Annotated in this window: 23 protein-coding genes; 16 read left to right on the top strand and 7 right to left on the bottom strand. The window is 61.4% G+C overall.

The features are described from left to right. Positions 1 to 63 precede the first annotated feature (63 nt). From DES43_RS08180 to DES43_RS08165, 4 genes are all read left to right on the top strand, one after another. Positions 64 to 771 carry a metal-dependent hydrolase gene (locus tag DES43_RS08180; protein WP_035028788.1) on the top strand — a complete coding sequence of 236 codons (708 nt, stop codon included), beginning with the start codon at positions 64 to 66 and terminating at the stop codon, positions 769 to 771. 81 nt (positions 772 to 852) lie between these two features. Next, the gene (gene gatC / locus DES43_RS08175; protein WP_035028785.1) at positions 853 to 1,140 is read left to right on the top strand and encodes an Asp-tRNA(Asn)/Glu-tRNA(Gln) amidotransferase subunit GatC; all 288 of its coding nucleotides are present in this window, start codon (positions 853 to 855) and stop codon (positions 1,138 to 1,140) included. 59 nt (positions 1,141 to 1,199) lie between these two features. Next, positions 1,200 to 2,681 carry an Asp-tRNA(Asn)/Glu-tRNA(Gln) amidotransferase subunit GatA gene (gene gatA / locus DES43_RS08170; RefSeq protein ID WP_035028782.1) on the top strand — a complete coding sequence of 494 codons (1,482 nt, stop codon included), beginning with the start codon at positions 1,200 to 1,202 and terminating at the stop codon, positions 2,679 to 2,681. 23 nt (positions 2,682 to 2,704) lie between these two features. Further along, positions 2,705 to 3,505, top strand: coding sequence for a YdcF family protein (locus DES43_RS08165; RefSeq protein WP_035028779.1), 801 nt, complete (start codon positions 2,705 to 2,707; stop codon positions 3,503 to 3,505). Here DES43_RS08165 and DES43_RS08160 read toward each other — a convergent pair. After that, the gene (locus DES43_RS08160; RefSeq protein ID WP_035028776.1) at positions 3,454 to 4,215 is read right to left on the bottom strand and encodes a DUF599 domain-containing protein; all 762 of its coding nucleotides are present in this window, start codon (positions 4,213 to 4,215) and stop codon (positions 3,454 to 3,456) included. The two genes, DES43_RS08165 and DES43_RS08160, sit on opposite strands and share 52 nt — an antisense overlap. A 160-nt stretch (positions 4,216 to 4,375) precedes the next feature. Between DES43_RS08160 and DES43_RS08155 the strand changes: the two genes are divergently transcribed. Then, complete coding sequence (locus DES43_RS08155) at positions 4,376 to 5,779, top strand: L-serine ammonia-lyase (RefSeq protein ID WP_035028774.1); 1,404 nt, start codon at positions 4,376 to 4,378, stop codon at positions 5,777 to 5,779. An 84-nt stretch (positions 5,780 to 5,863) separates the two neighbouring features. Further along, entirely contained in the window at positions 5,864 to 6,301 is a 438-nt protein-coding gene (locus tag DES43_RS08150; protein WP_035028771.1) for a DUF1489 family protein, read from the top strand. A gap of 105 nt (positions 6,302 to 6,406) precedes the next feature. Here the strand turns inward: DES43_RS08150 and DES43_RS08145 are convergent, their stop codons facing one another. Both DES43_RS08145 and DES43_RS08140 read right to left on the bottom strand, forming a co-directional pair. Continuing rightward, positions 6,407 to 6,685, bottom strand: a complete 279-nt coding sequence (locus DES43_RS08145) for a hypothetical protein (RefSeq protein WP_063608074.1) — start codon at positions 6,683 to 6,685, stop codon at positions 6,407 to 6,409. 52 nt (positions 6,686 to 6,737) lie between these two features. Then, the gene (locus DES43_RS08140; protein WP_035028766.1) at positions 6,738 to 8,111 is read right to left on the bottom strand and encodes a D-alanyl-D-alanine carboxypeptidase; all 1,374 of its coding nucleotides are present in this window, start codon (positions 8,109 to 8,111) and stop codon (positions 6,738 to 6,740) included. A gap of 295 nt (positions 8,112 to 8,406) precedes the next feature. Here DES43_RS08140 and DES43_RS08135 point away from each other — a divergent pair, with 295 nt between their 5' ends. From DES43_RS08135 to clpA, 3 genes are all read left to right on the top strand, one after another. Further along, positions 8,407 to 8,739: a phasin family protein gene (locus DES43_RS08135; protein ID WP_035028763.1), complete on the top strand. Its 333-nt coding sequence runs from the start codon at positions 8,407 to 8,409 to the stop codon at positions 8,737 to 8,739. Between the two features lie 290 nt (positions 8,740 to 9,029). After that, entirely contained in the window at positions 9,030 to 9,356 is a 327-nt protein-coding gene (gene clpS / locus DES43_RS08130; protein ID WP_035028753.1) for an ATP-dependent Clp protease adapter ClpS, read from the top strand. Positions 9,357 to 9,362: 6 nt separating this feature from the next. Continuing rightward, entirely contained in the window at positions 9,363 to 11,822 is a 2,460-nt protein-coding gene (gene clpA, locus DES43_RS08125; protein WP_035028750.1) for an ATP-dependent Clp protease ATP-binding subunit ClpA, read from the top strand. Positions 11,823 to 11,988: 166 nt separating this feature from the next. On the opposite strand, the gene DES43_RS08120 is transcribed toward clpA, so the two are convergent. Next, positions 11,989 to 12,411, bottom strand: coding sequence for an HIT family protein (locus tag DES43_RS08120; protein WP_035028747.1), 423 nt, complete (start codon positions 12,409 to 12,411; stop codon positions 11,989 to 11,991). Positions 12,412 to 12,480: 69 nt separating this feature from the next. On the opposite strand from DES43_RS08120, the gene DES43_RS08115 reads away from it, so the two are divergent. Beyond that, a complete protein-coding gene (locus DES43_RS08115; protein WP_063608073.1) occupies positions 12,481 to 12,816 on the top strand; it encodes a DMT family transporter in 336 nt (111 codons plus the stop codon). Here the strand turns inward: DES43_RS08115 and DES43_RS08110 are convergent. From DES43_RS08110 to DES43_RS08100, 3 genes are read right to left on the bottom strand one after another with little or no spacing between them, the layout of a single operon-like run. Next, a complete protein-coding gene (locus DES43_RS08110) occupies positions 12,785 to 14,023 on the bottom strand; it encodes a GNAT family N-acetyltransferase (protein ID WP_035028744.1) in 1,239 nt (412 codons plus the stop codon). The two genes, DES43_RS08115 and DES43_RS08110, sit on opposite strands and share 32 nt — an antisense overlap. Before the next feature lie 47 nt (positions 14,024 to 14,070). Then, the gene (locus DES43_RS08105) at positions 14,071 to 14,796 is read right to left on the bottom strand and encodes a glycerophosphodiester phosphodiesterase (RefSeq protein WP_035028741.1); all 726 of its coding nucleotides are present in this window, start codon (positions 14,794 to 14,796) and stop codon (positions 14,071 to 14,073) included. Positions 14,797 to 14,802: 6 nt separating this feature from the next. Then, the gene (locus DES43_RS08100; RefSeq protein WP_035028739.1) at positions 14,803 to 15,267 is read right to left on the bottom strand and encodes a RidA family protein; all 465 of its coding nucleotides are present in this window, start codon (positions 15,265 to 15,267) and stop codon (positions 14,803 to 14,805) included. Positions 15,268 to 15,404: 137 nt separating this feature from the next. Between DES43_RS08100 and DES43_RS08095 the strand changes: the two genes are divergently transcribed. From DES43_RS08095 to frr, 6 genes are all read left to right on the top strand, one after another. Further along, complete coding sequence (locus DES43_RS08095; RefSeq protein WP_035028736.1) at positions 15,405 to 16,238, top strand: cell envelope integrity EipB family protein; 834 nt, start codon at positions 15,405 to 15,407, stop codon at positions 16,236 to 16,238. Between the two features lie 10 nt (positions 16,239 to 16,248). After that, positions 16,249 to 16,551: a DUF4031 domain-containing protein gene (locus tag DES43_RS08090; protein ID WP_035028734.1), complete on the top strand. Its 303-nt coding sequence runs from the start codon at positions 16,249 to 16,251 to the stop codon at positions 16,549 to 16,551. A gap of 171 nt (positions 16,552 to 16,722) precedes the next feature. Next, positions 16,723 to 17,508, top strand: coding sequence for a 30S ribosomal protein S2 (gene rpsB, locus DES43_RS08085; RefSeq protein ID WP_035028731.1), 786 nt, complete (start codon positions 16,723 to 16,725; stop codon positions 17,506 to 17,508). A 118-nt stretch (positions 17,509 to 17,626) separates the two neighbouring features. Beyond that, positions 17,627 to 18,547, top strand: a complete 921-nt coding sequence (gene tsf, locus DES43_RS08080; protein ID WP_035028728.1) for a translation elongation factor Ts — start codon at positions 17,627 to 17,629, stop codon at positions 18,545 to 18,547. A gap of 134 nt (positions 18,548 to 18,681) precedes the next feature. Beyond that, entirely contained in the window at positions 18,682 to 19,404 is a 723-nt protein-coding gene (gene pyrH / locus DES43_RS08075) for a UMP kinase (RefSeq protein ID WP_035028725.1), read from the top strand. Positions 19,405 to 19,482: 78 nt separating this feature from the next. Next, positions 19,483 to 20,037, top strand: coding sequence for a ribosome recycling factor (gene frr / locus DES43_RS08070; protein WP_035028722.1), 555 nt, complete (start codon positions 19,483 to 19,485; stop codon positions 20,035 to 20,037). The last annotated feature ends 6 nt before the right edge of the window (positions 20,038 to 20,043 follow it).

Here is a 20,043-nt window from a genome sequence, read left to right as displayed (position 1 = left end):
TTCCTTTGACATGCGTGACGAGGCTTCTATCCTCGCCGCGAGAAAAAATCGAGGACGCACAATATGAAACTGACCTGGTATGGCCATTCCGCATTCTGCATCGAGGCGGGCGATGCCAAAATCCTGATCGATCCTTATCTCGTCGGCAATCCCGTCTGGCAGGGTGGCTGGGAGGAGCCCGCCGAGGGTGTGACCCATGTGCTGCTCACCCACGGCCATGACGACCATATCAGCGGTGCGGCGGAAATCCTGAAAAAGTCCGGTGCCACGCTGGTCGCCAATTTCGAGATCTGCATGTATCTGGTCGGCAAGGGCGTCAGCGGGGACAGGATCAATCCCGGCAATATCGGCGGAACGGTGGATTGCGGCGGCTTCACGGCTACCTTCGTGCAGGCGCTGCATTCTTCTTCGGCATCGGCGGATGGCGGCGGCAACACCTATCTCGGCAATCCGGGCGGGCTGGTGCTGCATTTCCCGGATGCGCCGACGCTCTATCACATGGGCGATACCGACATTTTTTCCGACATGGCGCTGATCAACGAGTTGCACGAGCCGAAGATCGGCATCGTGCCGGTCGGCGATCGTTTCACCATGGGCGGGGCGGTGGCGGCGCTTGCCTGCCGGCGCTTCTTCAATTTCGAGACCGTTGTGCCGTGTCATTTCGGCACGTTCCCGCTTCTCGACCAGACGGCCGACAAGTTCGTGGAAGGCATGGAAGGCTCTGGCGTGAAGGTCGCACTGCCGAAGATTGGCGAATCGACAGACATCTGATCGGCAGTTGATGTTGCACCTGCCTGCCTCGCCCGCTATAGCGCAGGCAGGTTCAAAACAGGCTTTGAAGCGGACTTTCACATGTCGGTCGATCTGGATACGGTCAAGCGCGTCGCGCGCCTCGCACGCATTGCGGTGAGCGAGGAGGAGGCGACTGTCATGGCCGGCAAGCTCAATTCCATCCTGGGCTTCGTCGAGCAGCTGAACGAGGTGGACGTGTCCGGCGTCGAGCCAATGACCTCGGTGATCCCGATGGAGATGAAGAAGCGCGCCGACAAGGTGACCGACGGCAGCAAGGCCGACGACATCGTGGCCAATGCGCCCGCGACGGAAGAGAATTTCTTCCTCGTGCCGAAGGTGGTGGAATAGCCTTCCGGCAATACCGCGCCGCATCTTCCTTTCCACCGATTTCCAGAAGAGTTCATTCGATGACCGATCTGACCAGACTCACGATTTCGCAGGCGCGCGAGAAGCTGCGCGCCGGAGAGATTTCCGCCGTTGAGCTGACGGACGCCTATCTGGCCGCCATCGATGCGGCCAACGACAAGTTCAATGCCTATGTTGCCGTCACGCACGACAAGGCGCGCGACATGGCCAGGGCATCCGATGCACGGCTTGCCGCAGGGCAGGGTGGCGCGCTTGAAGGCATTCCGCTCGGCGTCAAGGACCTGTTCGCCACCGAAGGCGTGCACACGCAGGCTTGCAGCCATGTTCTGGATGGCTTCCGGCCGCGTTATGAGTCGACCGTTACGTCGAACCTGTGGGCGGACGGCGCGGTGATGCTCGGCAAGCTCAACATGGATGAGTTCGCCATGGGCTCTTCCAACGAGACATCCTGGTACGGTCCGGTGAAGAACCCGTGGCGCGCCACGGGCTCGAATGCCGACCGCGTTCCGGGTGGTTCTTCCGGCGGCTCTGCCGCCGCTGTCGCCGCATTCCTCTGTGCGGGGGCGACCGCGACGGATACTGGTGGCTCGATCCGTCAGCCGGCTGCATTCACCGGCACGGTCGGCATCAAGCCGAGCTATGGACGCTGCTCGCGCTGGGGCATCATTGCCTATGCGTCGTCGCTCGATCAGGCTGGTCCTATCGCACGCGACGTGCGCGATGCCGCGATTTTGCTGAAGTCCATGGCTTCGGTGGATGAAAAGGACACAACCTCCGTCGACCGGCCTGTGCCGGATTACGAAGCCGCCCTCGGCCAGTCGGTAAAGGGGCTGAAGGTCGGCATTCCGAAGGAATACCGCGTCGAGGGCATGCCGCAGGAGGTCGAGGCGCTGTGGCAGCAGGGCATCGCCTGGCTGAAGGAGGCTGGCGCCGAGATCGTCGACATATCGCTTCCGCACACCGGATATGCGCTGCCCACCTATTACATCATCTCGCCGGCCGAAGCGTCTTCCAACCTCGCCCGCTATGACGGCGTGCGCTATGGCCTGCGCGTGCCGGGCAAGGACATTGTGGAGATGTACGAGAGCACCCGCGCCGCCGGTTTCGGCGACGAGGTGAAGCGCCGCATCATGATCGGCACCTATGTGCTTTCGGCGGGCTATTACGACGCCTACTATCTTAAGGCCCAGAAGGTCCGCACGCTGATCAAGAAGGACTTTGACGATGCCTTCGCTGCGGGCGTGGATGTGATCCTGACTCCGGCGACGCCGTCGGCGGCCTTCGGCATCGCCGATAAGGAGATGGCGAGCGATCCGGTAAAGATGTATCTCAACGATATCTTCACGGTGACGGTGAACATGGCCGGCCTGCCCGGAATTTCGGTTCCGGCCGGCCTTGACGGCCAGGGGCTGCCGCTTGGCCTTCAGCTTATCGGCCGGCCGTTCGATGAAGAGACGCTGTTCCGCACCGCTCACGTCATCGAACAGGCGGCGGGCACGTTCCAGCCGCAGAAATGGTGGTAGCCGGACGGATGGAGGGATAGAGGGTGTTTTTCTATCTCTCCAAGCTGTTCTGGTTCGTCGCGCAGCCGATCAATCTGATCGGACTGCTGGTATTGGCCGGCGTCGTTCTGGCGCTTGCCGGCTGGCGTCGGCTGTCGATCTTCATTTCCTTCGCCGCATTCCTGATAATCGCCATCGGCGCCTGGACCTCAACCGGGGCGCTGCTGATGCATCCGCTGGAAGACCGTTTCCAGCGCCCGGACCCCGCGCCTGCCGATGTCGCTGGCATCATCGTGCTCGGCGGCGGCTTCGAGGGTGGCGTGAACCTCGTTCGCGGCGGCTATGAGCTCAATTCGAGCGGCGACCGGTTCGTCGAGACCGCGATACTTGCGCGCCGCTATCCGGATGCACGCGTGGTGGTGACTGGCGGCAATGGCAGCCTGATGCTGGAAGGCGAGGGCGATGGAGATACCGCACCCCGTCTGCTCACGGCGCTCGGCGTCGAGGCGGATCGGCTTGTTCTGGAGAAGAGATCGCGAAATACCCACGAGAACGCTGTCTTCACACGCGAAATGGTGGAGCCGCAGCCGGGGGAAGTGTGGCTTCTGGTGACGTCAGCCTTTCACATGCCGCGCTCGATGGGGCTTTTCCGCAAGGCAGGATTCGAAGTCGTGCCATGGCCGGCCGATTATCGCACTGCCGGAAACGAGCATGCCGGGCTGGCGCAGGACAACGTCCAGGATTCGCTCCAGAACCTGACCGTCGCCATCCGTGAGTGGGTGGGCCTTTTCGCCTACTGGCTGTCGGGCCGTATCGATTCGCTGCTGCCGGCACCGGCCGACTGAACGATTTCCTCCGTTTCCGCCAGAACCGCCTCGCGTGCATTCGAGAAGAATTGCCGGCGCAGCAGAACGACCGCAAGCAGTGCGCTCGACAGCAAGAAGGCCACCGGGCCGACGAACCAGCCGAGATAGCCGATCGAGAAGAAAACCGCACGCAGGCCGGAATTGAAGTGCTTGCCGGCCAGCTTGTTCATTTTTATGGCCCGCATGACGGCGCTTCGGGTTTGCGGATTGTGGGCCTGCTCGCCATAGGCCACCGGCACAGCGCCGATCAGGATCGAGCAATAGTTGAACAGCCGGTATGACCAGCCGAACTTGAAGAAAGCAAAGGCGAGGATGATGACCAGTCCGACAACCTTGAGCTGGAAAGCCGTGCGGGTCGCCGCCCCTTGCAGATGCAGGTCAGAAAGCACGCCGACCACCTGATCTGATGCTCCGAGGAAGGCGAAGCAGCCGCCTATGGCGATCAGGCAGCTTGACGCGAAAAAGGCCGTGCCCTGCTGGAGACCGCCCATGATTGCGGTATCCACGATGCGGATTTCGCGTTCGGCCATCCGCTCCATCCAGATTTCGCGCTGCCGGTTCATGGCCATGGTGAGGGAGGGACGGTGGAATATCCATCCGTCGGAAGCCAGTGTGTGCAGGCCCCAGGCAAGCAGGAAGAAGGCCAGCGCAGCGAAATCCGCTGCCGAAAGATGCAATGAATCGATCATGCCTTCCTCATTATCACAGGCTATGTCGCGCAAGGAGCACGCAAGGTCGGCAGACGCCGCGTGGCCTTATCGAAAAATGCAGAAAACCGTAACCGAAGCCACTATGTAGTAGAGAACGGCGCCAAAAGCGTGCCGGCTGATGTCGTGGAGGTAGGGGTTCTTGTTTCTTTCGGTTTTCGACCTTTTCAAGATCGGCATAGGTCCTTCCAGTTCCCACACCATGGGGCCGATGACAGCGGCGGCGCGATTCCTGAAGGAAATCCTGTCGAACGACTGGCCGCGCCCCGCAGGTGTGAAAGTGGATCGTGTCGGCGCAAGCCTGCATGGCTCACTGGCCTACACGGGTATCGGCCATGGCAGCGACCGTGCGGTTATTCTTGGCCTGACAGGGCTTGTGCCGGTCACGGTGGATCCGGACCAGAGCGATGAAGTTATCGCGGAGGTCAAGGCGGACAAGCGCGTTTCACCGCCAGGCCACCCTTCCTATCGTTTCGATCCGGCCCTTGATCTGGTGCTGGACAAGAAGACCCCGCTCACCGGCCATGCCAATGGCATGGCGTTCTACGCATACGATGCAAACGACCGCGTGCTTCTCAAGCGCATCTATTATTCCGTCGGTGGCGGGTTTGTCGTGTCGGAGGAAGAGCTTCAAATCATGAAGCAGCGGGGCTCCGTCACCACCGAAGGCAAGAAGGTGCCCTATCCATTCAAGAATGCCGCGGAAATGCTGGCGATGGCGGCGAGAAGCGGGTTGTCCATAGCCGAGATGAAACGCGCCAATGAGGAAACTCATATGTCGCGCGAGAAGCTCGATTCCGGTCTGGACGACATCTGGGCCGCCATGAAGGGATGCATCGACCGCGGCCTGACGCAGGAAGGCATCATGCCGGGCGGGCTCAAGGTGCGTCGCCGTGCGCGCCAGTTGCATGACAAGCTGCAGGAGGAGTGGAGCCGCAACCGTCCCAATCCGTTGCTCGCGAATGACTGGCTGTCGATCTACGCCATGGCGGTGAACGAGGAAAATGCGGCTGGCGGACGCGTGGTCACGGCACCGACCAACGGTGCGGCCGGCACGTTGCCGGCAGTTCTGCGCTACTGGCTCCATTTCCACCCGGAGGCCGATCAGGCTTCGATCCGCGACTTCCTGCTGACTGCGGCGGCTGTTGGCGGCATCATCAAGACCAATGCCTCGATTTCCGGTGCCGAGGTGGGTTGTCAGGGCGAAGTGGGGTCGGCTTCCGCCATGGCCGCTGCCGGCCTGTGCGCCGTGATGGGCGGCACGCCGGAGCAGGTCGAGAATGCAGCGGAGATCGCGCTGGAACATCACCTCGGCATGACCTGCGATCCGGTCGCGGGGCTCGTTCAGGTGCCTTGCATCGAGCGCAACGCGCTTGGCGCGGTCAAGGCGGTGACGGCGGCGTCTCTCGCCATAAAGGGCGACGGCAAGCATTTTGTCCCGCTGGATGCCGCCATCGAAACCATGCGCCAGACCGGCGCCGACATGAACGAGCGCTACAAGGAAACGAGCCTGGGCGGTCTCGCCGTCAATGTGGTGGAGTGCTGACGGCGGCAACGCATGTGGAAAAAGGCAGTGTGCAAAACGTCATGTCGCGTTGAATGCATGGCTGCCAGCCGCTAGTTTCCACCCATGGCACTCAATATTCTCAAATTGTGCGTTGGCTGCGACAGCGTCGAGGACCTGGAAGCGTGGGTTGCCCACAAGCTCGACGAGCGTCGCCGCAATGGCGAGCCAGCCGAGCACTGGCACACGACACGCATGGTTCCGACGCGCGGCGCAGAGATAACGGATGGCGGCTCGCTGTACTGGGTGATCAAGGGCAGCGTGCAATGCCGTCAGCTCATCACCGAAATCCGTCCCTTCACCGACGATCAGGGCATCGGTCGTTGCCGGATCGTTCTCGATCCGCAGATCATCCGCACGGAATGGCAGCCACGCAGGCCCTTTCAGGGATGGCGCTATCTCAAGGCGGAGGATGCGCCCGCCGATCTCGGCAAGGGCGGTGCAGGTTTGGCTGAAATGCCCCCCGGTCTTCGGCGCGAACTTGCCGAACTGGGGCTTCTCTAGAGCATGTCGCCCGAAAGTAGGAACCGGTTTCGGGACAACGACATGCGCGAAAACAGAAACTTGAAGCGCAAGGGGCTGATCTGAAAGATCGCGACGCGCTTCGGGTCAGGAAATCCCGAATTTCAGCTTTACGGCCTGCCTGTTGTCGGGCGTCGCCGCTTTGAGGCGGATGCGCACAAGCGGCTGCGTGTTGCGCCATGTGCGGGCGCCGTGGCTCAGCAAAAGGCCGACGAGGTCCTTTGTCTTGAAGCGTGAATTTCCGGGGCGGATGTTCTTCAGCCGCATAGCGGCCTGATAAAGCGCCTGCGTTCCGATGTCGCTTGAGGGACCTCTGTCCTGCTTCAGTGTCGCGCCGAACCCGAAGGTCTGCTGTTCTCCGATCACGAATGACACTCCTTCGATACTGAACTTTTCCGGGAGCCGTTCGCGGCGCGGCCTACTGCTGCACCGCGAAGCATTCAATACGCCGCTTCTTCAGCGCGCTGCATGCCCTGAGAGCTGCGGTCTGCGTCTCGAAGCCGCCGAAGCGCGCGCGGAAATAGGTCACGCCGCCTTTCCGGAACGGAACCGTATAGCCGGAAGCGCTGGCAAGAATGGCGCGTGCCTGCGCGGCAGTTTTGTCGAGTGCTGCCTCGGCTTCGGATTTGCTCGGCGAGGAGGCCACCTGCACCACCCAGCCGGAGGGCAGGGAGGCGGTGTTGACAGGATCGATCTGCTGCGACGGCTCCGGGCCGCTGTAGGCTTGCGCAAAGGGAATTTCATCGGGTTCCGGCGCCTGCGCGATTACAGGAAGCCTGGGCTTGGGGGCCTGCGACGGAACCGGGGCGGCGGCCGCTACGATCGCGTCGACCGTAGCCGGCTTTTCGTCCGGTGTGGGCGCGTCGTGCCGGGGCAGAACGACCTTGGCGATCTGCTGCGAGGCCGGGTCGTTGTCGTTGCGGGCAACGAGAGCGCCGCCGCCGCGTTTCGAGGCCTTGGGGAGATAGGCGTTGATCAGGCGGGCCATCTCGTTGTCGCGACTGGCGCCGGACTTGCCGCCCATCACCACGGCGACCAGCTTGCGCCCGTCGGTCGAGACGGACGAAACCAGATTGAAGCCGGAAGCGCGGGTGTACCCCGTCTTGATACCGTCCACGCCCTTGATGCGTCCAAGCAGGCGATTATGGCCGTTGATACGCTGACGGCCATACATGAACGAACGTTCCGCGAAGTAACCGTAATACTGCGGGAAATGCTCGCGCAGCGCGATGCCGAGCGTGGCCATGTCGCGCGCGGTGGTGAACTGGCCGGGATTGGGAAGCCCGTGCGCGTTGCGGAACACGGTGTTGGTCATGCCCAGCGAGCGGGCCTTGGAAGTCATCATCCTTGCGAAGTTCGCTTCGCTGCCGCCGAGCAGTTCGGCAAGCGCGGTCGACGAATCGTTGGCGGACTTGGTCACCATGGACAGGATTGCCGTCTCCACGGTAATCGAGCCGCCCTTGCGAACGCCGAGTTTGGTCGGCGGCTCGGCCGCAGCGTTGGCGGAGAAGGGAACCTGGGTGGATTTGGTGATCTTGCCCTTCGAAAGTGCGTCGAAGGTCAGATACAGCGTCATCATCTTGGTGAGCGAGGCCGGATAGCGGCGCGCATTCGCATTGGAGGAATACAGCGTCTTGCCCGTGTTGGCGTCGATGACGATGGCCGCATCGTTGGCGGCAGCCTGCGAGGCCGTACTCGTGCCGATGACAAATACCGCGGCGGCGGCAATGGTTGCCACTGCCCGGAAAGAACGCACGGAAAGGGAAGCGATACCCGAAAACGCCTTACGCACTGTTACTTCCTTTGGCTTTCATTTCGGTGGGGATGGCAAAGGTCCTATCCCAGCCTGATTTTGAGCAATGCTATCCATGCACCGTTACCAATCCGTTTATGGTAACCGCCGCGTTCACCAATTCCGGCGCAGTCGTCGCAAATTTTATGGGAATTTTAGCACTTGCCGGCCGACAACCGCGCGGTTGACATTTTGTGCATTGCACAATATTTATTCGCTAATGCAAAAAGATTGGCTGCCTGCGTTATCTGACAGTTCGATCCATGCAGGTTCGATTCACGAAGGAGGACAACCCATGTCCGAGACCACCTACGAAGAATTCAGCAAGTACGGCAAGGAGTTCGCAGACTCGGGACTCAAGAGCCTTGCATCTCTGTCCAAGGGCGCGCAGGCGATTGCCGTCGAGGCCAGCGAATACACCAAGAAGAGCCTTGAGGCCGGCAGCACCGCTTTCGAGAAGCTGCTTTCGGCGAAGTCCTTCGAGGACGCGCTCGGCATCCAGACCGACTATGTGAAGCAGTCCTACGAGTCCTTCGTGGCCGAGGCGACCAGGTTCGGCGATCTCTATTCGGAATTCGCCAGGGAAGCCTACAAGCCTTTCGAAGGCATCGTGGCCAAGGCTCGCTGAAGCCGCTCATTCTGTTTTGCCGGTTTGAGCCGGCAATCGGCCCGGCTGCGTTCGACGCAGCCGGGCTTTTGCATTTTGGCAAGCTGTCGAAAACCGGATTTGAGCGTTGACGCATAATTGGTTCGAAGACCGTATTGTCAGCGGCGGAGAAGGGCTTAAAATTCGACAATAATGACCTACATGTCGATTTGCCCTTCGGGGCTGGCCGATGGAGGCCGGATCGCGGGGTTGGATCGTGAGGCAGGGATAACGTGACTGGCAGTCTGGTTGCCGCGCAGCATGCGGCGAGAATGCAGAAGGACCAAAACGGCAATGGTGCCGGCCGTGGAACGGCTGTCATCACGCGTACGCAGACCAAGACCAAGCGTCCCAGTCTTTACCGTGTGCTGATCCTCAACGACGACTACACGCCAATGGAGTTTGTCGTTCACGTTCTGGAGCGTTTTTTCCAGAAGGACAGGGAAGCAGCCACGCGCATCATGCTCCATGTGCACAACCACGGTGTGGGAGAGTGTGGCGTTTACACATTCGAGGTGGCCGAGACCAAGGTGTCCCAGGTCATGGATTTCGCCAGACAGAATCAGCATCCGCTGCAATGCGTGATGGAGAAGAAGTGAGGTAACATGCCGGCTTTCTCCCAAGGCTTGGAAAAGGCACTTCACCAGGCGCTGACAATCGCCAATGAACGCCACCATGAATACGCAACCCTAGAGCACCTGCTTCTGGCATTGATAGACGACGCCGAGGCGGCCGCCGTCATGCGCGCCTGCAACGTCGATCTCGACGAGCTGCGTCAGACGGTGCTCAACTACATCGACACCGAACTCGACAATCTCATCACCGGCTATGACGAGGATTCGAAGCCGACAGCCGGCTTTCAGCGCGTCATCCAGCGTGCCGTGATCCACGTGCAGTCTTCCGGCCGCGAGGAAGTGTCGGGCGCCAACGTGCTGGTGGCGATCTTCGCCGAGCGCGAGAGCCACGCCGCATACTTCCTGCAGGAACAGCAGATGACCCGCTACGACGCGGTCAACTACATTTCGCATGGCATCGCCAAGCGCCCCGGCGCTTCGGAAGCGCGCACTCCGCGTGGCGCCGAGGACGAGCAGGGCGGTGGCGGCAGCACCGGCGAGCAGCACGATGAGGGCAAGAAGAAGGCTCAGGACGCGCTGACCGCCTATTGCGTGAACCTCAATGCCAAGGCCCGGGCCGGCAAGATCGATCCGCTGATCGGCCGCGAGCCGGAAATAAACCGCACCATTCAGGTGCTGTGCCGCCGCTCCAAGAACAATCCGCTCTATGTGGGCGATCCCGGCGTGGGCAAGACGGCGATTGCCGAAGGACTGGCCAAGCGCATCGTGGAAGGCGACGTTCCGGAGGTGCTGGCCGACGCCACCATCTTCGCGCTCGACATGGGCACGCTGCTTGCCGGGACGCGCTATCGCGGCGATTTCGAGGAGCGCCTGAAGCAGGTGGTGAAGGAGCTGGAGGACTATCCGGGCGCTGTCCTGTTCATCGATGAGATTCACACCGTCATCGGTGCCGGAGCGACGTCCGGCGGTGCCATGGATGCGTCCAACCTGCTCAAACCGGCGCTGTCGTCCGGTGCAATTCGCTGCATAGGATCAACGACTTACAAGGAGTTCCGCCAGTTCTTCGAGAAGGACAGGGCGCTTGTCCGCCGCTTCCAGAAGATCGATGTGAATGAGCCGACGGTTGAGGACGCCATCGAGATCATGAAGGGGCTGAAGCCCTATTTCGAGGACTTCCACAAGGTCAGGTACACCTCCGACGCCATCAAGGGTGCGGTGGAGCTTTCGGCCCGTTACATCAGCGACCGCAAGCTGCCGGACAAGGCGATCGACGTGATCGACGAGACCGGCGCCTCGCAGATGCTCCTGCCGGAAGGCAAGCGCAAGAAGACCATCGGCATCAAGGAGATCGAGGCCACCATCGCCACCATGGCCCGTATTCCGCCGAAGACGGTTTCGGCGGACGACGAGAAGGTGCTGGCCGGTCTGGAGAAGGAGCTCAAGCGGGTCGTCTACGGGCAGGATACGGCGATCACGGCGCTGAGCTCGGCCATCAAGCTGGCCCGCGCCGGCTTGCGTGAGCCCGACAAGCCGATCGGTTCCTACCTGTTCTCCGGCCCGACCGGCGTCGGCAAGACCGAGGTTGCCAAGCAGCTTGCTGCCTCCCTCGGCGTCGAGCTGCTGCGTTTCGACATGTCGGAATATATGGAGCGCCACACCGTGTCCCGGCTGATCGGCGCGCCTCCCGGCTATGTCGGCTTCGATCAGGGCGGTCTGCTCACGGATGGCGTCGACCAGCATCCGCATTGCGTGCTTCTGCTCGACGAGATCGAGAAGGCGCATCCGGACCTGTTCAACATCCTGTTGCAGGTGATGGACCACGGCAAGCTGACCGACCACAACGGCAAGCAGATCGACTTCCGCAACGTGATCCTGATCATGACCACGAATGCCGGCGCGCAGGATCTCGCCAGGGCAGCCATCGGCTTCGGCTCTTCGAAGCGCGAAGGCGACGACATGGAAGCGATCAACCGCCTGTTCACGCCGGAGTTCCGCAACCGTCTCGATGCGATCATTCCGTTCGGCTCGCTGCCGGTACCGGTCATCCATCAGGTGGTGCAGAAGTTCGTCATGCAATTGGAAGCGCAGCTTTCCGAGCGTGGGGTCACCTTCGACCTGTCCGAGGACGCCATCGCCTGGCTGGCCGACAAGGGGTACGATGAGCGCATGGGCGCCCGGCCGCTCGGCCGGGTTATCCAGGAGCACATCAAGAAGCCTCTGGCCGAGGAAGTATTGTTCGGCAAGCTCAGGAAAGGCGGCACGGTGCGCGTCACCGTCGAGAAGAAGGAGACCGGCGAAACCGGCCTGAAGCTCGAAACGCTGCCTGACGAGGCGAAGGTGCAGCCGAAGAAGGAGCCGGAGGAACGTCCGAAGGCCCGCAAGCCCGCGGCGAAGAAGACATCCGTCAAAAAGGCTGCCACCGCAAAATCAACGCCGAAGGCGAAGGACGGCGGTAAACGCAGCCTGGTACCGCAGCTACCCCGCAAATGATCGGGAAAAGGCCCCGGAAACGGGGCCTTTTTATATCTGCATGGGGCACGGATGTCGGTGGATGGCTCGGGCATTTTGCAGTCAGGTGGAAGCACCTGACGTCGCACAAATACCCTGAACACAAGCAGACAGAGCGACAGCCGGATCTGTCCGGACCTCCGCCGCTCTATTGTGCCAGCGCTGCCCGGATTTTCTCCGCATTCGCTGCCAGCACTTCGGGCTTTTCCATCTCCATGGAATGCCTTTTAAGGTCTACGCCGTCGAAGCGCGGAATGATGTGAACGTGCAGATGGAATACGGTCTGGCCAGCGGCCGGCTCGTTGAACTGGGAAACGACCACGCCGTCGGCGTCGAACGCCTTCCTGACGGCTTTCGCTACCTTCTGGACCGTCTTGAAAAGCGCGCCCAGCGTTTCCGGGTCGGCGTCCAGAAGGTTGCGGGACGGGACCTTCGGCAGGACGAGCGTATGACCGACACCTTGCGGCATGACATCCATGATCGCCACCGTGTGCTCGTCTTCATAGATGCGATGTGACGGAATTTCGCCTCGCAGCAGTCTGGCGAAGATGTTGGTTGTGTCGTAGGCCATGCTGGTCTCTCGTCCTCTTCTCGGGGGCATGATCATATTCGATCGATATGCGAATCAAGGGTGAGCACAATGCTCCTGACCTATCTTTACCTGTTTGTGGCAATCATATTCGAGGTGGTCGCCACAACAGCGCTGAAGCAGGCCGATGGCTTCACGCGGCTCGCGCCTTCGCTGGTGACGGTCGTGGGATATGCGCTTGCCTTCTATTTCCTCGCCCTGACCCTGCGCACCATGCCTGTCGGCATCGTCTATGCGATCTGGAGCGGGGCTGGCATCATCCTCATCACGGCAATCGGCTGGATTCTGTTCCGTCAGGCGCTTGATCTGCCGGCGCTTGTGGGAATGGGATTGATCCTTGCCGGGGTGCTGGTGATCAATCTGTTTTCAAGGTCCGTCGTTCACTGAGTGGCTGATCGCCTTTGCGGAAAGGGGCGTGGCCGGCCAGATGGTCGTTCATCCGTGCGACGTCACTTCGTTCCTGGCGCAGATAATCGGCAAGGGCGCGACGAAAGCCCGGGTGGACGATGTAGTGCATCGAGTGCGTGGTGACCGGCCGGTAGCCGCGCGCCAGCTTGTGCTCTCCCTGAGCGCCAGCCTCTACCACCCTGAGTTTGTTGGCAATCGCGAAATCGATTGCCTGATGGTAGCAGACCTCGAAATGCAGGAAGGGGTAGTCCTCGATGCACCCCCAGTTGCGGCCATAGAGCGTATCGGAACCGATGAAGTTGATCGCGCCCGCGATATATCGGCCATTGCGCTTCGCCATCACCAGCAGGATGTCATCCGCCATCCGCTCGCCAATGAGCGAGAAGAATTGCCGGTTGAGATAGGGACGGCCCCATTTGCGGCCTCCCGTATCCATGTAGAAGGCGAAGAAGTCGTCCCACACGCGTTCGGTGAGATCGCTGCCCGTCAGCCAGTCTATGGAGATGCCATGCGCCAGTGCTTCGCGCCTCTCTTTCCTGAGCGCCTTGCGCTTGCGCGAGGCGAGGCTGGCCAGAAAGTCGTCGTAGTCGGCGAAGCCTTCATTGAAGAAATGAAACTGCTGGTCCGTGCGGTGCAGAAATCCGGCAGCCTCCATGACGGCGACATCGCTTTCCGGCAGGAAAGTGACGTGCGCGGAGGAAACATCCAGCCTGTCCGTCACGATCTTCAGCGCCTCCGCCAGACCAGCCTTCACGGATAGCGGGTCCCGGCCTTGCGCCACCAGCAGGCGCGGGCCGGTCGCTGGCGTGAATGGAATGGAGCATTGCAGCTTTGGGTAATAGCGGCCTCCGGCGCGCTGGAAGGCGTCGGCCCATCCGTGGTCGAAGACATATTCGCCCTGGCTGTGCGATTTCGCATAGCATGGCAGTGCGCCCAGCAACCGGCCGCCGGCAGTTTCAAGACGCAGATGGTGCGGTTGCCAGCCGCTGCGGCCGCCGACACATCCGGAATCTTCAAGTGAACTTAAAAAAGAAAATGAAACAAATGGGTTGTATGAATTTTCCGATTTATTTTCTGCGATGTGGAGGCTGTCCCATTCCAGCTGTGTGAAGGCGCCCATGCCGGTGGCGACGCGCGCCACATGGTTTGCACCTTCTGCATTTGCCTGATCGTCGCCCTGAGCCATGTAAGTTTACTTAAGCCGGTAGCGGGCAGGTGCAAGTGCGGCCGGGGTCAGGCGACCGCGAGCGGCGGCTCGAACCCCTCGAAAGTCATCTGGTCGGCATATCTGAATGTCAGGTCGACGGCCGGCTGGTCGCGGATCGTCCATGTGATGACCGGCATGCCGAGCCTTTCGCGGACGAAGGAGACAAAGCGGTTCGGCAGGTCTCCGGCTGCATAGGAGACGAACGAGATGTCATGCGCCAGCATGGTGAAATGCGCCTCGATTTCGTGCTCGCGCCGGCCGCAGGCGGTAAGGCCACCCGGAATGCCGGGCGCATGGCGGCTGAAATCGCGGATCAGCCAGTGATCGAACGACATGATGGCGGCTTTGCCCCGATAGGGCTTCAGGCGTTGCCCGACCGCTTCGACCAGCCCGCCGTCACGGCCCGGCGTGCCTTTCAGCTCGATCACCAGAGGTACCTTACCGCCGACCAGTTCAAGCATTTCGTCCAGTGTTGGCGGATGGTCCGGTGTCCCGCCAACCCTCAGGACCGCCATTTCAGCGGCCGTACGCTGCCAGATGAAACCGTCCTCTCCTGTCAGCCGCTTCAGATCATGATCGTGAAAGACGACTGGCACGCCGTCGGCGGTCAGGTGCACGTCGCACTCGATCGCATAGCCGCCATCGATCGCCGCTGAAAAAGCCGACAGCGTGTTTTCCCAACGCCGGTTGTTGAGATCGTGCAGGCCGCGATGCGCGATCGGACGTGCCGTTAGCCAGGAGAGGGCGGTCATCGCTTGCTATTCTACCTCGATGATTGCCTCGACCTCGACCGCGGCGTTGAGGGGCAGAGCCGCCATCCCTATGGCCACGCGGGCATGCTTGCCGCGCTCGCCCAGGGCCGCCACGAAGAAGTCCGACGCACCGTTGCCGACCAGATGCTGCTCGGTGAAGGTCTGGGCGGAAGCCACATAGACCGTGATCTTCACCAGCCGCCTGATCTTTTCCAGATCGCCGAGGGCGGCCTTGGCCTGTGCCAGCACGTTGATGGCGCACAGCTTCGCGGCTTCCTGGCCGGCAGCCACATCGACATCCTTGCCGAGCAGGCCGGTTACCGCGAGCTTGCCGTCCCTGATCGGCAACTGGCCGGACGGGAACAGAAGGTTTCCGCTTTGCACGAACGGAACATAGTTGGCGGCAGGCGCCGCGGCCACCGGCAGTGTCACGCCCAGATCGCTCAGCCGCTTTTCGATTGTTTCGCTCATGGTAATTTCCTATTGCTTGATGCCCCTGTGGCGGTTCGGCCGAAAGTGCATTTTTTGCCTCGCTTCCGCCACGACTATTTTTATGCTGGGCTGTACCCGCCGCCGCAACGGCTGGCAGCCACAATCGGAGCTTGTACATGCGCGCATCGCGCCTTGCCTATACCGCCATCCTGCTTCCGATCACCTTTTCCACCGTTCCAGCCCTTGCAGTGCCGGTCTTGCAGCCCCACCGCGCCGTTTACGACATCTCACTCAACAAGGCGTCGGACCGTTCTGGCATTACCGGCATCTCCGGCCGCATGGTGTACGAGTTCAACGGCTCGCAATGCGACGGCTACACGGTCAAGTTCCGCCTCGTCACCCGCATCAGCACCACCGACAGCATGCGCATGACCGACCAGCAGACGACGACCTTCGAGGATGGCGAGGGCAAGACCTTTTCGTTCGTCACGAAATCTTTCGTCGACCAGAATCTGGAACGTGAGGTGAAGGGCACGGCACACCGCGAAGAAGACTCGGTGCGCGTCGACATCGACAAGCCGGAGCCGAACAAGGTCACGCTCGGCCTTACCCAGTTTCCGACGCAGCATATGTTCGAGCTGATCGACAAGGCCGAGAAGGGCGAGAATTTCTACGAGACGAGCCTGTTCGACGGATCCGAGGATGCCGACCGGGTGATGCTGACGACGGTGGTGATCGGCAAGCCTGCCCCGGCCGACCGCAACGATCCCGAGCTTCCGGCGCTTTCCACATTGGGAAAGGACCGGTTCTGGCCCGTCGACATCGCCTATTTCAGCGGCGACGAGAGCGATGGCGGCGAGGAAATGCCGGAATACCGCATCAGCTTCAAGATGCACGGCAATGGCCTGACGCGTGATCTCCAGATGGATTATGGCGACTTCACCATGACCGGCAGGCTGGTCGATCTTTCCCTGTTCGATCAGGCCGCCCCGAAGGATTGCAAGAAATAGGACGCGGACGATGACGGTGTATGTCGATGCACCGATCTGGCATCTGGCCGGACGAAGGTGGTGTCATCTGATGGCCGACGACACCGATGAGCTTCACCGTTTCGCCTTCGGGCTGGGGCTCAAGCTGTCGTCCTATCAGGGTCCGCCGAAAACCTCCGCTCCACACTATGACATCACGGCGTTCGAACGGGATCTGGCCGTGCGGCGGGGTGCTCGCGAGTGCAGCCGCGAAGAGATTGTCGCCGTGTTCCGCCGCGTCAGGGTGACCGGCGTGGGAGAGCGCAGGGGAAGGGTGCAGCGAAAGGCTGCGTGAGCCTGAGCGTTCCGGGTTGCCTTTTTTGCCCCGAGCCTATATATGCGCGGCCATTCCACACACGGACTTTGGTATCGAACCGGGAGAAATCCGGCCGACACCTCCGGTGGCATCGAAGAATGATCCGAGATGCCGGTGTCCGTGGAGGCCAACCGGAAAGGAAAATGAAGAATGGCACTGCCTGATTTCAGCATGCGCGAGCTTCTTGAAGCTGGCGCACACTTCGGCCACCAGACCCATCGCTGGAACCCGAAGATGGCGCCCTACATCTATGGCGCCCGCAACAACATCCACATCATCGACCTGTCGCAGACCGTTCCGCTTCTGCACCAGGCTCTCAAGCAGGTTTCGGACGTCGTCTCCCGCGGCGGCCGCGTTCTGTTCGTCGGCACCAAGCGTCAGGCTTCGGACATCGTTGCCGACGCCGCGCAGCGTTCGGCCCAGTATTACGTCAATTCGCGCTGGCTCGGCGGCATGCTGACCAACTGGAAGACGATCTCCAATTCGATCCAGCGTCTGCGCAAGCTCGACGAACTGCTGGCCAGCGACGCCCAGGGCTTCACCAAGAAGGAGCGCCTGAACCTCGAGCGCGAGCGCGAGAAGCTGGACAAGGCCCTCGGCGGCATCAAGGACATGGGCTCCACGCCGGACCTGATGTTCGTCATCGACACCAACAAGGAGGCGATCGCCATTCAGGAGGCCAAGCGCCTCGGCATTCCGGTCGTCGCCGTCATCGATTCGAACTGCGACCCGGACAAGGTCGACTTCCCGATCCCGGGCAACGACGACGCTGCCCGCGCGATCCAGCTTTACTGCGACCTGATCGCCAAGGCTGCCATCGACGGCATCGCCCGTCAGCAGGGCGCGCTCGGCGTCGACATCGGCGCATCGGCCGAGGTTCCCGTCGAGCCGGCTCTTGACGAGACGCCCGCTGGCGAAGCAACGCCGGAAGCCTGAGGTGACGGGCCTTCCGGCCCTGAACTTTCCGCAATAGGACGCATCGAGCGTCCGGGCATGGCGCATCGCTGATTTCCCGGCGGTGCGCATTCCCGTTTCTGAAATAAAGAGGCAAACAATGAGCATTTCAGCAGCACAGGTCAAAGAACTCCGCGAGCTAACCGGCGCGGGCATGATGGACTGCAAGGCCGCCCTTTCCGAAACCAATGGCGACATGGAGGCCGCGGTCGACTGGCTGCGCAAGAAGGGCATTGCCAAGGCTGACAAGAAGGCCGGCCGCACCGCTGCCGAAGGTCTGATCGGCGTCGAGCAGGGCCAGCGCGAGGCTGCTCTGGTCGAGGTCAACTCCGAGACCGACTTCGTTGCCCGCAACGGCGCTTTCCAGGAAATCGTCAGCAACATCGCCAAGGTGGCGCTGGCTTCGGGCGATACCGACGCTGTTGCAGCCGCCAGGTATCCGGGTTCGGACAAGTCCGTCACCGACACCATCAAGGACGCGGTCGGCACCATCGGCGAGAATCTCGGCTTCCGTCGTTCAGCGAAGCTCTCGGTCCCGCAGGGTGCGGTTGCCACCTATATCCACAACGCCGTTGTCGACAATCTCGGCAAGCTTGGTGTTCTGGTGGCCATCGAGACCGCCGGCGATGCCGACAAGGCTGCCGCCTTCGCACGTCAGGTTGCCATGCATATCGCCGCCACCAATCCGATGGCGCTCGACGTGGATGCTCTCGACCCCGCCGCCGTCGAACGCGAGCGCAACATCTTCTCCGACCAGGCCCGCCAGTCCGGCAAGCCGGAGAACATCATCGAGAAGATGGTGGAGGGCCGCCTGCGCAAATTCTACGAGGAAGTCGTGCTGCTCAAGCAGTCCTTCGTCATGAACCCCGACGTCACGATCGAGCAGGCCCTCAAGGACGCCGAGAAGGAAATCGGCGCTCCGGCAAAGATCACCGCCTATGTGCGCTATGCTCTGGGCGAGGGCATCGAGAAGGAAGAGAGCGATTTCGCTGCCGAAGTGGCTGCGACGGTGAAGAAGTAAGCTTCGTCATCGCCTGTTATCTGCGAAGGGCGCCGCGTGACATCGCGGCGCCCTTCGTGTATCGGGTCGGCGCATTATCAGGTGAACGGCGTATACCGGCTGTTTCCCCATTCAACGCATTTGCAGAGGATCATATGACGGCCACGCTTCCCTACCGACGAGTATTGCTCAAGGCGTCGGGCGAGGCCCTGATGGGAGATCAGCATTTCGGCATCGACGTCTCCGTCGTCGATCGCATCGCCTCCGATATCGCCGAGGCGCGCAGGCTGGGTGTCGAGGTGGGCGTGGTCATCGGCGGCGGCAACATCTTCCGCGGCGTCGCAGTCGCCTCCAAGGGGGGCGATCGTGTCACGGGCGACCACATGGGCATGCTGGCAACGGTCATCAACTCGCTGGCGCTGCGCACGTCGCTGGTGAAGATCGGCGTCGATGCGGTTGTCCTGTCGGCCATCGCCATGCCGGAACTGTGCGAGAGCTTTTCCCAGCGGCAGGCAACGGCCTACATGGATCAGGGCAAGGTGGTGATCTTTGCCGGCGGAACCGGCAATCCTTTTTTCACCACCGATTCGGCTGCTGCGCTGCGCGCCGCCGAGATCGGAGCGGACGCGCTGTTCAAGGGCACGCAGGTAGACGGGGTCTACTCGGCCGACCCGAAGAAGGACCCTTCTGCGACGCGCTTCGAGCGCATTGCCCATGCCGAAGTCATCAATCGTGGCCTGTCCATCATGGATACGGCTGCAATTGCCCTTGCGCGGGAAAACAACATTCCGATAATCGTCTATTCCATCCACGAAAAAGGTGGGTTCGGCGAGATATTGAGGGGCGGGGGCCGTTGCACGGTCGTTGCCGACGATTGAGCGATCCGGGCACGCTCCGGCAGGCCCATATCGATCCACGCAAGTCACGAGCCTGAACGAGAGGCCGAGGAGAAGATCATGAGCGGCAATTTCGAAGACCTGAAGCGGCGCATGGACGGCGCAATCAACGCTTTCAAGCAGGATCTGGCCTCCCTGCGCACCGGACGCGCCTCCAGCAACCTGCTCGACGCCATCCAGGTTCCGGCGTATGGCTCCGCCATGCCGATCAACCAGGTGGCCACCGTTTCCGTTCCCGAACCGCGCATGATTGCCGTGTCGGTCTGGGACAAGACCATGGTTGGTGCGGTGGATCGCGCCATCCGCGAATCGAATCTCGGTTTCAACCCGATCGTCGATGGCACCACCCTTCGCATTCCGTTGCCGGAACTCAACGAGCAGCGCCGCAAGGAACTGGTCAAGATTTCCCACACCTATGCCGAGAACGCTCGCGTGGCCGTTCGCCATGTTCGTCGCGACGGCATGGATTCCCTGAAGAAGGCGGAGAAGGACGGTGAGATCAGCGAGGACGATCTGCGCAAGCAGTCGGATCAGGTCCAGAAGCTGACCGACGACACCATCGCTTCCATCGACAGCCTTCTGGCCGAGAAGGAAACGGAGATCATGCAGGTTTGAGGCGGG

Origin of the sequence: Aquamicrobium defluvii (assembly GCF_004363725.1) — a bacterium.
In the GTDB taxonomy this organism is placed as follows: Bacteria; Pseudomonadota; Alphaproteobacteria; order Rhizobiales; family Rhizobiaceae; genus Mesorhizobium; species Mesorhizobium defluvii.
Note: the sequence above shows the minus strand (reverse complement) of the source record. Positions and strands in the feature narration are given on the sequence as shown.

What these genes read in the sequence shown, in the direction of transcription:
- DES43_RS08180 (WP_035028788.1), top strand. Translation starts at nt 64, where the DNA reads ATGAAACTGACCTGGTATGGCCATTCCGCATTCTGCATCGAGGCGGGC.
- gatC (WP_035028785.1), top strand. Translation starts at nt 853, where the DNA reads ATGTCGGTCGATCTGGATACGGTCAAGCGCGTCGCGCGCCTCGCACGC.
- gatA (WP_035028782.1), top strand. Translation starts at nt 1,200, where the DNA reads ATGACCGATCTGACCAGACTCACGATTTCGCAGGCGCGCGAGAAGCTG.
- DES43_RS08160 (WP_035028776.1), bottom strand. Translation starts at nt 4,215, where the DNA reads ATGATCGATTCATTGCATCTTTCGGCAGCGGATTTCGCTGCGCTGGCC.
- DES43_RS08150 (WP_035028771.1), top strand. Translation starts at nt 5,864, where the DNA reads ATGGCACTCAATATTCTCAAATTGTGCGTTGGCTGCGACAGCGTCGAG.
- DES43_RS08135 (WP_035028763.1), top strand. Translation starts at nt 8,407, where the DNA reads ATGTCCGAGACCACCTACGAAGAATTCAGCAAGTACGGCAAGGAGTTC.
- clpS (WP_035028753.1), top strand. Translation starts at nt 9,030, where the DNA reads ATGCAGAAGGACCAAAACGGCAATGGTGCCGGCCGTGGAACGGCTGTC.
- clpA (WP_035028750.1), top strand. Translation starts at nt 9,363, where the DNA reads ATGCCGGCTTTCTCCCAAGGCTTGGAAAAGGCACTTCACCAGGCGCTG.
- DES43_RS08120 (WP_035028747.1), bottom strand. Translation starts at nt 12,411, where the DNA reads ATGGCCTACGACACAACCAACATCTTCGCCAGACTGCTGCGAGGCGAA.
- DES43_RS08115 (WP_063608073.1), top strand. Translation starts at nt 12,481, where the DNA reads ATGCTCCTGACCTATCTTTACCTGTTTGTGGCAATCATATTCGAGGTG.
- DES43_RS08110 (WP_035028744.1), bottom strand. Translation starts at nt 14,023, where the DNA reads ATGGCTCAGGGCGACGATCAGGCAAATGCAGAAGGTGCAAACCATGTG.
- DES43_RS08105 (WP_035028741.1), bottom strand. Translation starts at nt 14,796, where the DNA reads ATGACCGCCCTCTCCTGGCTAACGGCACGTCCGATCGCGCATCGCGGC.
- DES43_RS08100 (WP_035028739.1), bottom strand. Translation starts at nt 15,267, where the DNA reads ATGAGCGAAACAATCGAAAAGCGGCTGAGCGATCTGGGCGTGACACTG.
- DES43_RS08095 (WP_035028736.1), top strand. Translation starts at nt 15,405, where the DNA reads ATGCGCGCATCGCGCCTTGCCTATACCGCCATCCTGCTTCCGATCACC.
- DES43_RS08090 (WP_035028734.1), top strand. Translation starts at nt 16,249, where the DNA reads ATGACGGTGTATGTCGATGCACCGATCTGGCATCTGGCCGGACGAAGG.
- rpsB (WP_035028731.1), top strand. Translation starts at nt 16,723, where the DNA reads ATGGCACTGCCTGATTTCAGCATGCGCGAGCTTCTTGAAGCTGGCGCA.
- tsf (WP_035028728.1), top strand. Translation starts at nt 17,627, where the DNA reads ATGAGCATTTCAGCAGCACAGGTCAAAGAACTCCGCGAGCTAACCGGC.
- pyrH (WP_035028725.1), top strand. Translation starts at nt 18,682, where the DNA reads ATGACGGCCACGCTTCCCTACCGACGAGTATTGCTCAAGGCGTCGGGC.
- frr (WP_035028722.1), top strand. Translation starts at nt 19,483, where the DNA reads ATGAGCGGCAATTTCGAAGACCTGAAGCGGCGCATGGACGGCGCAATC.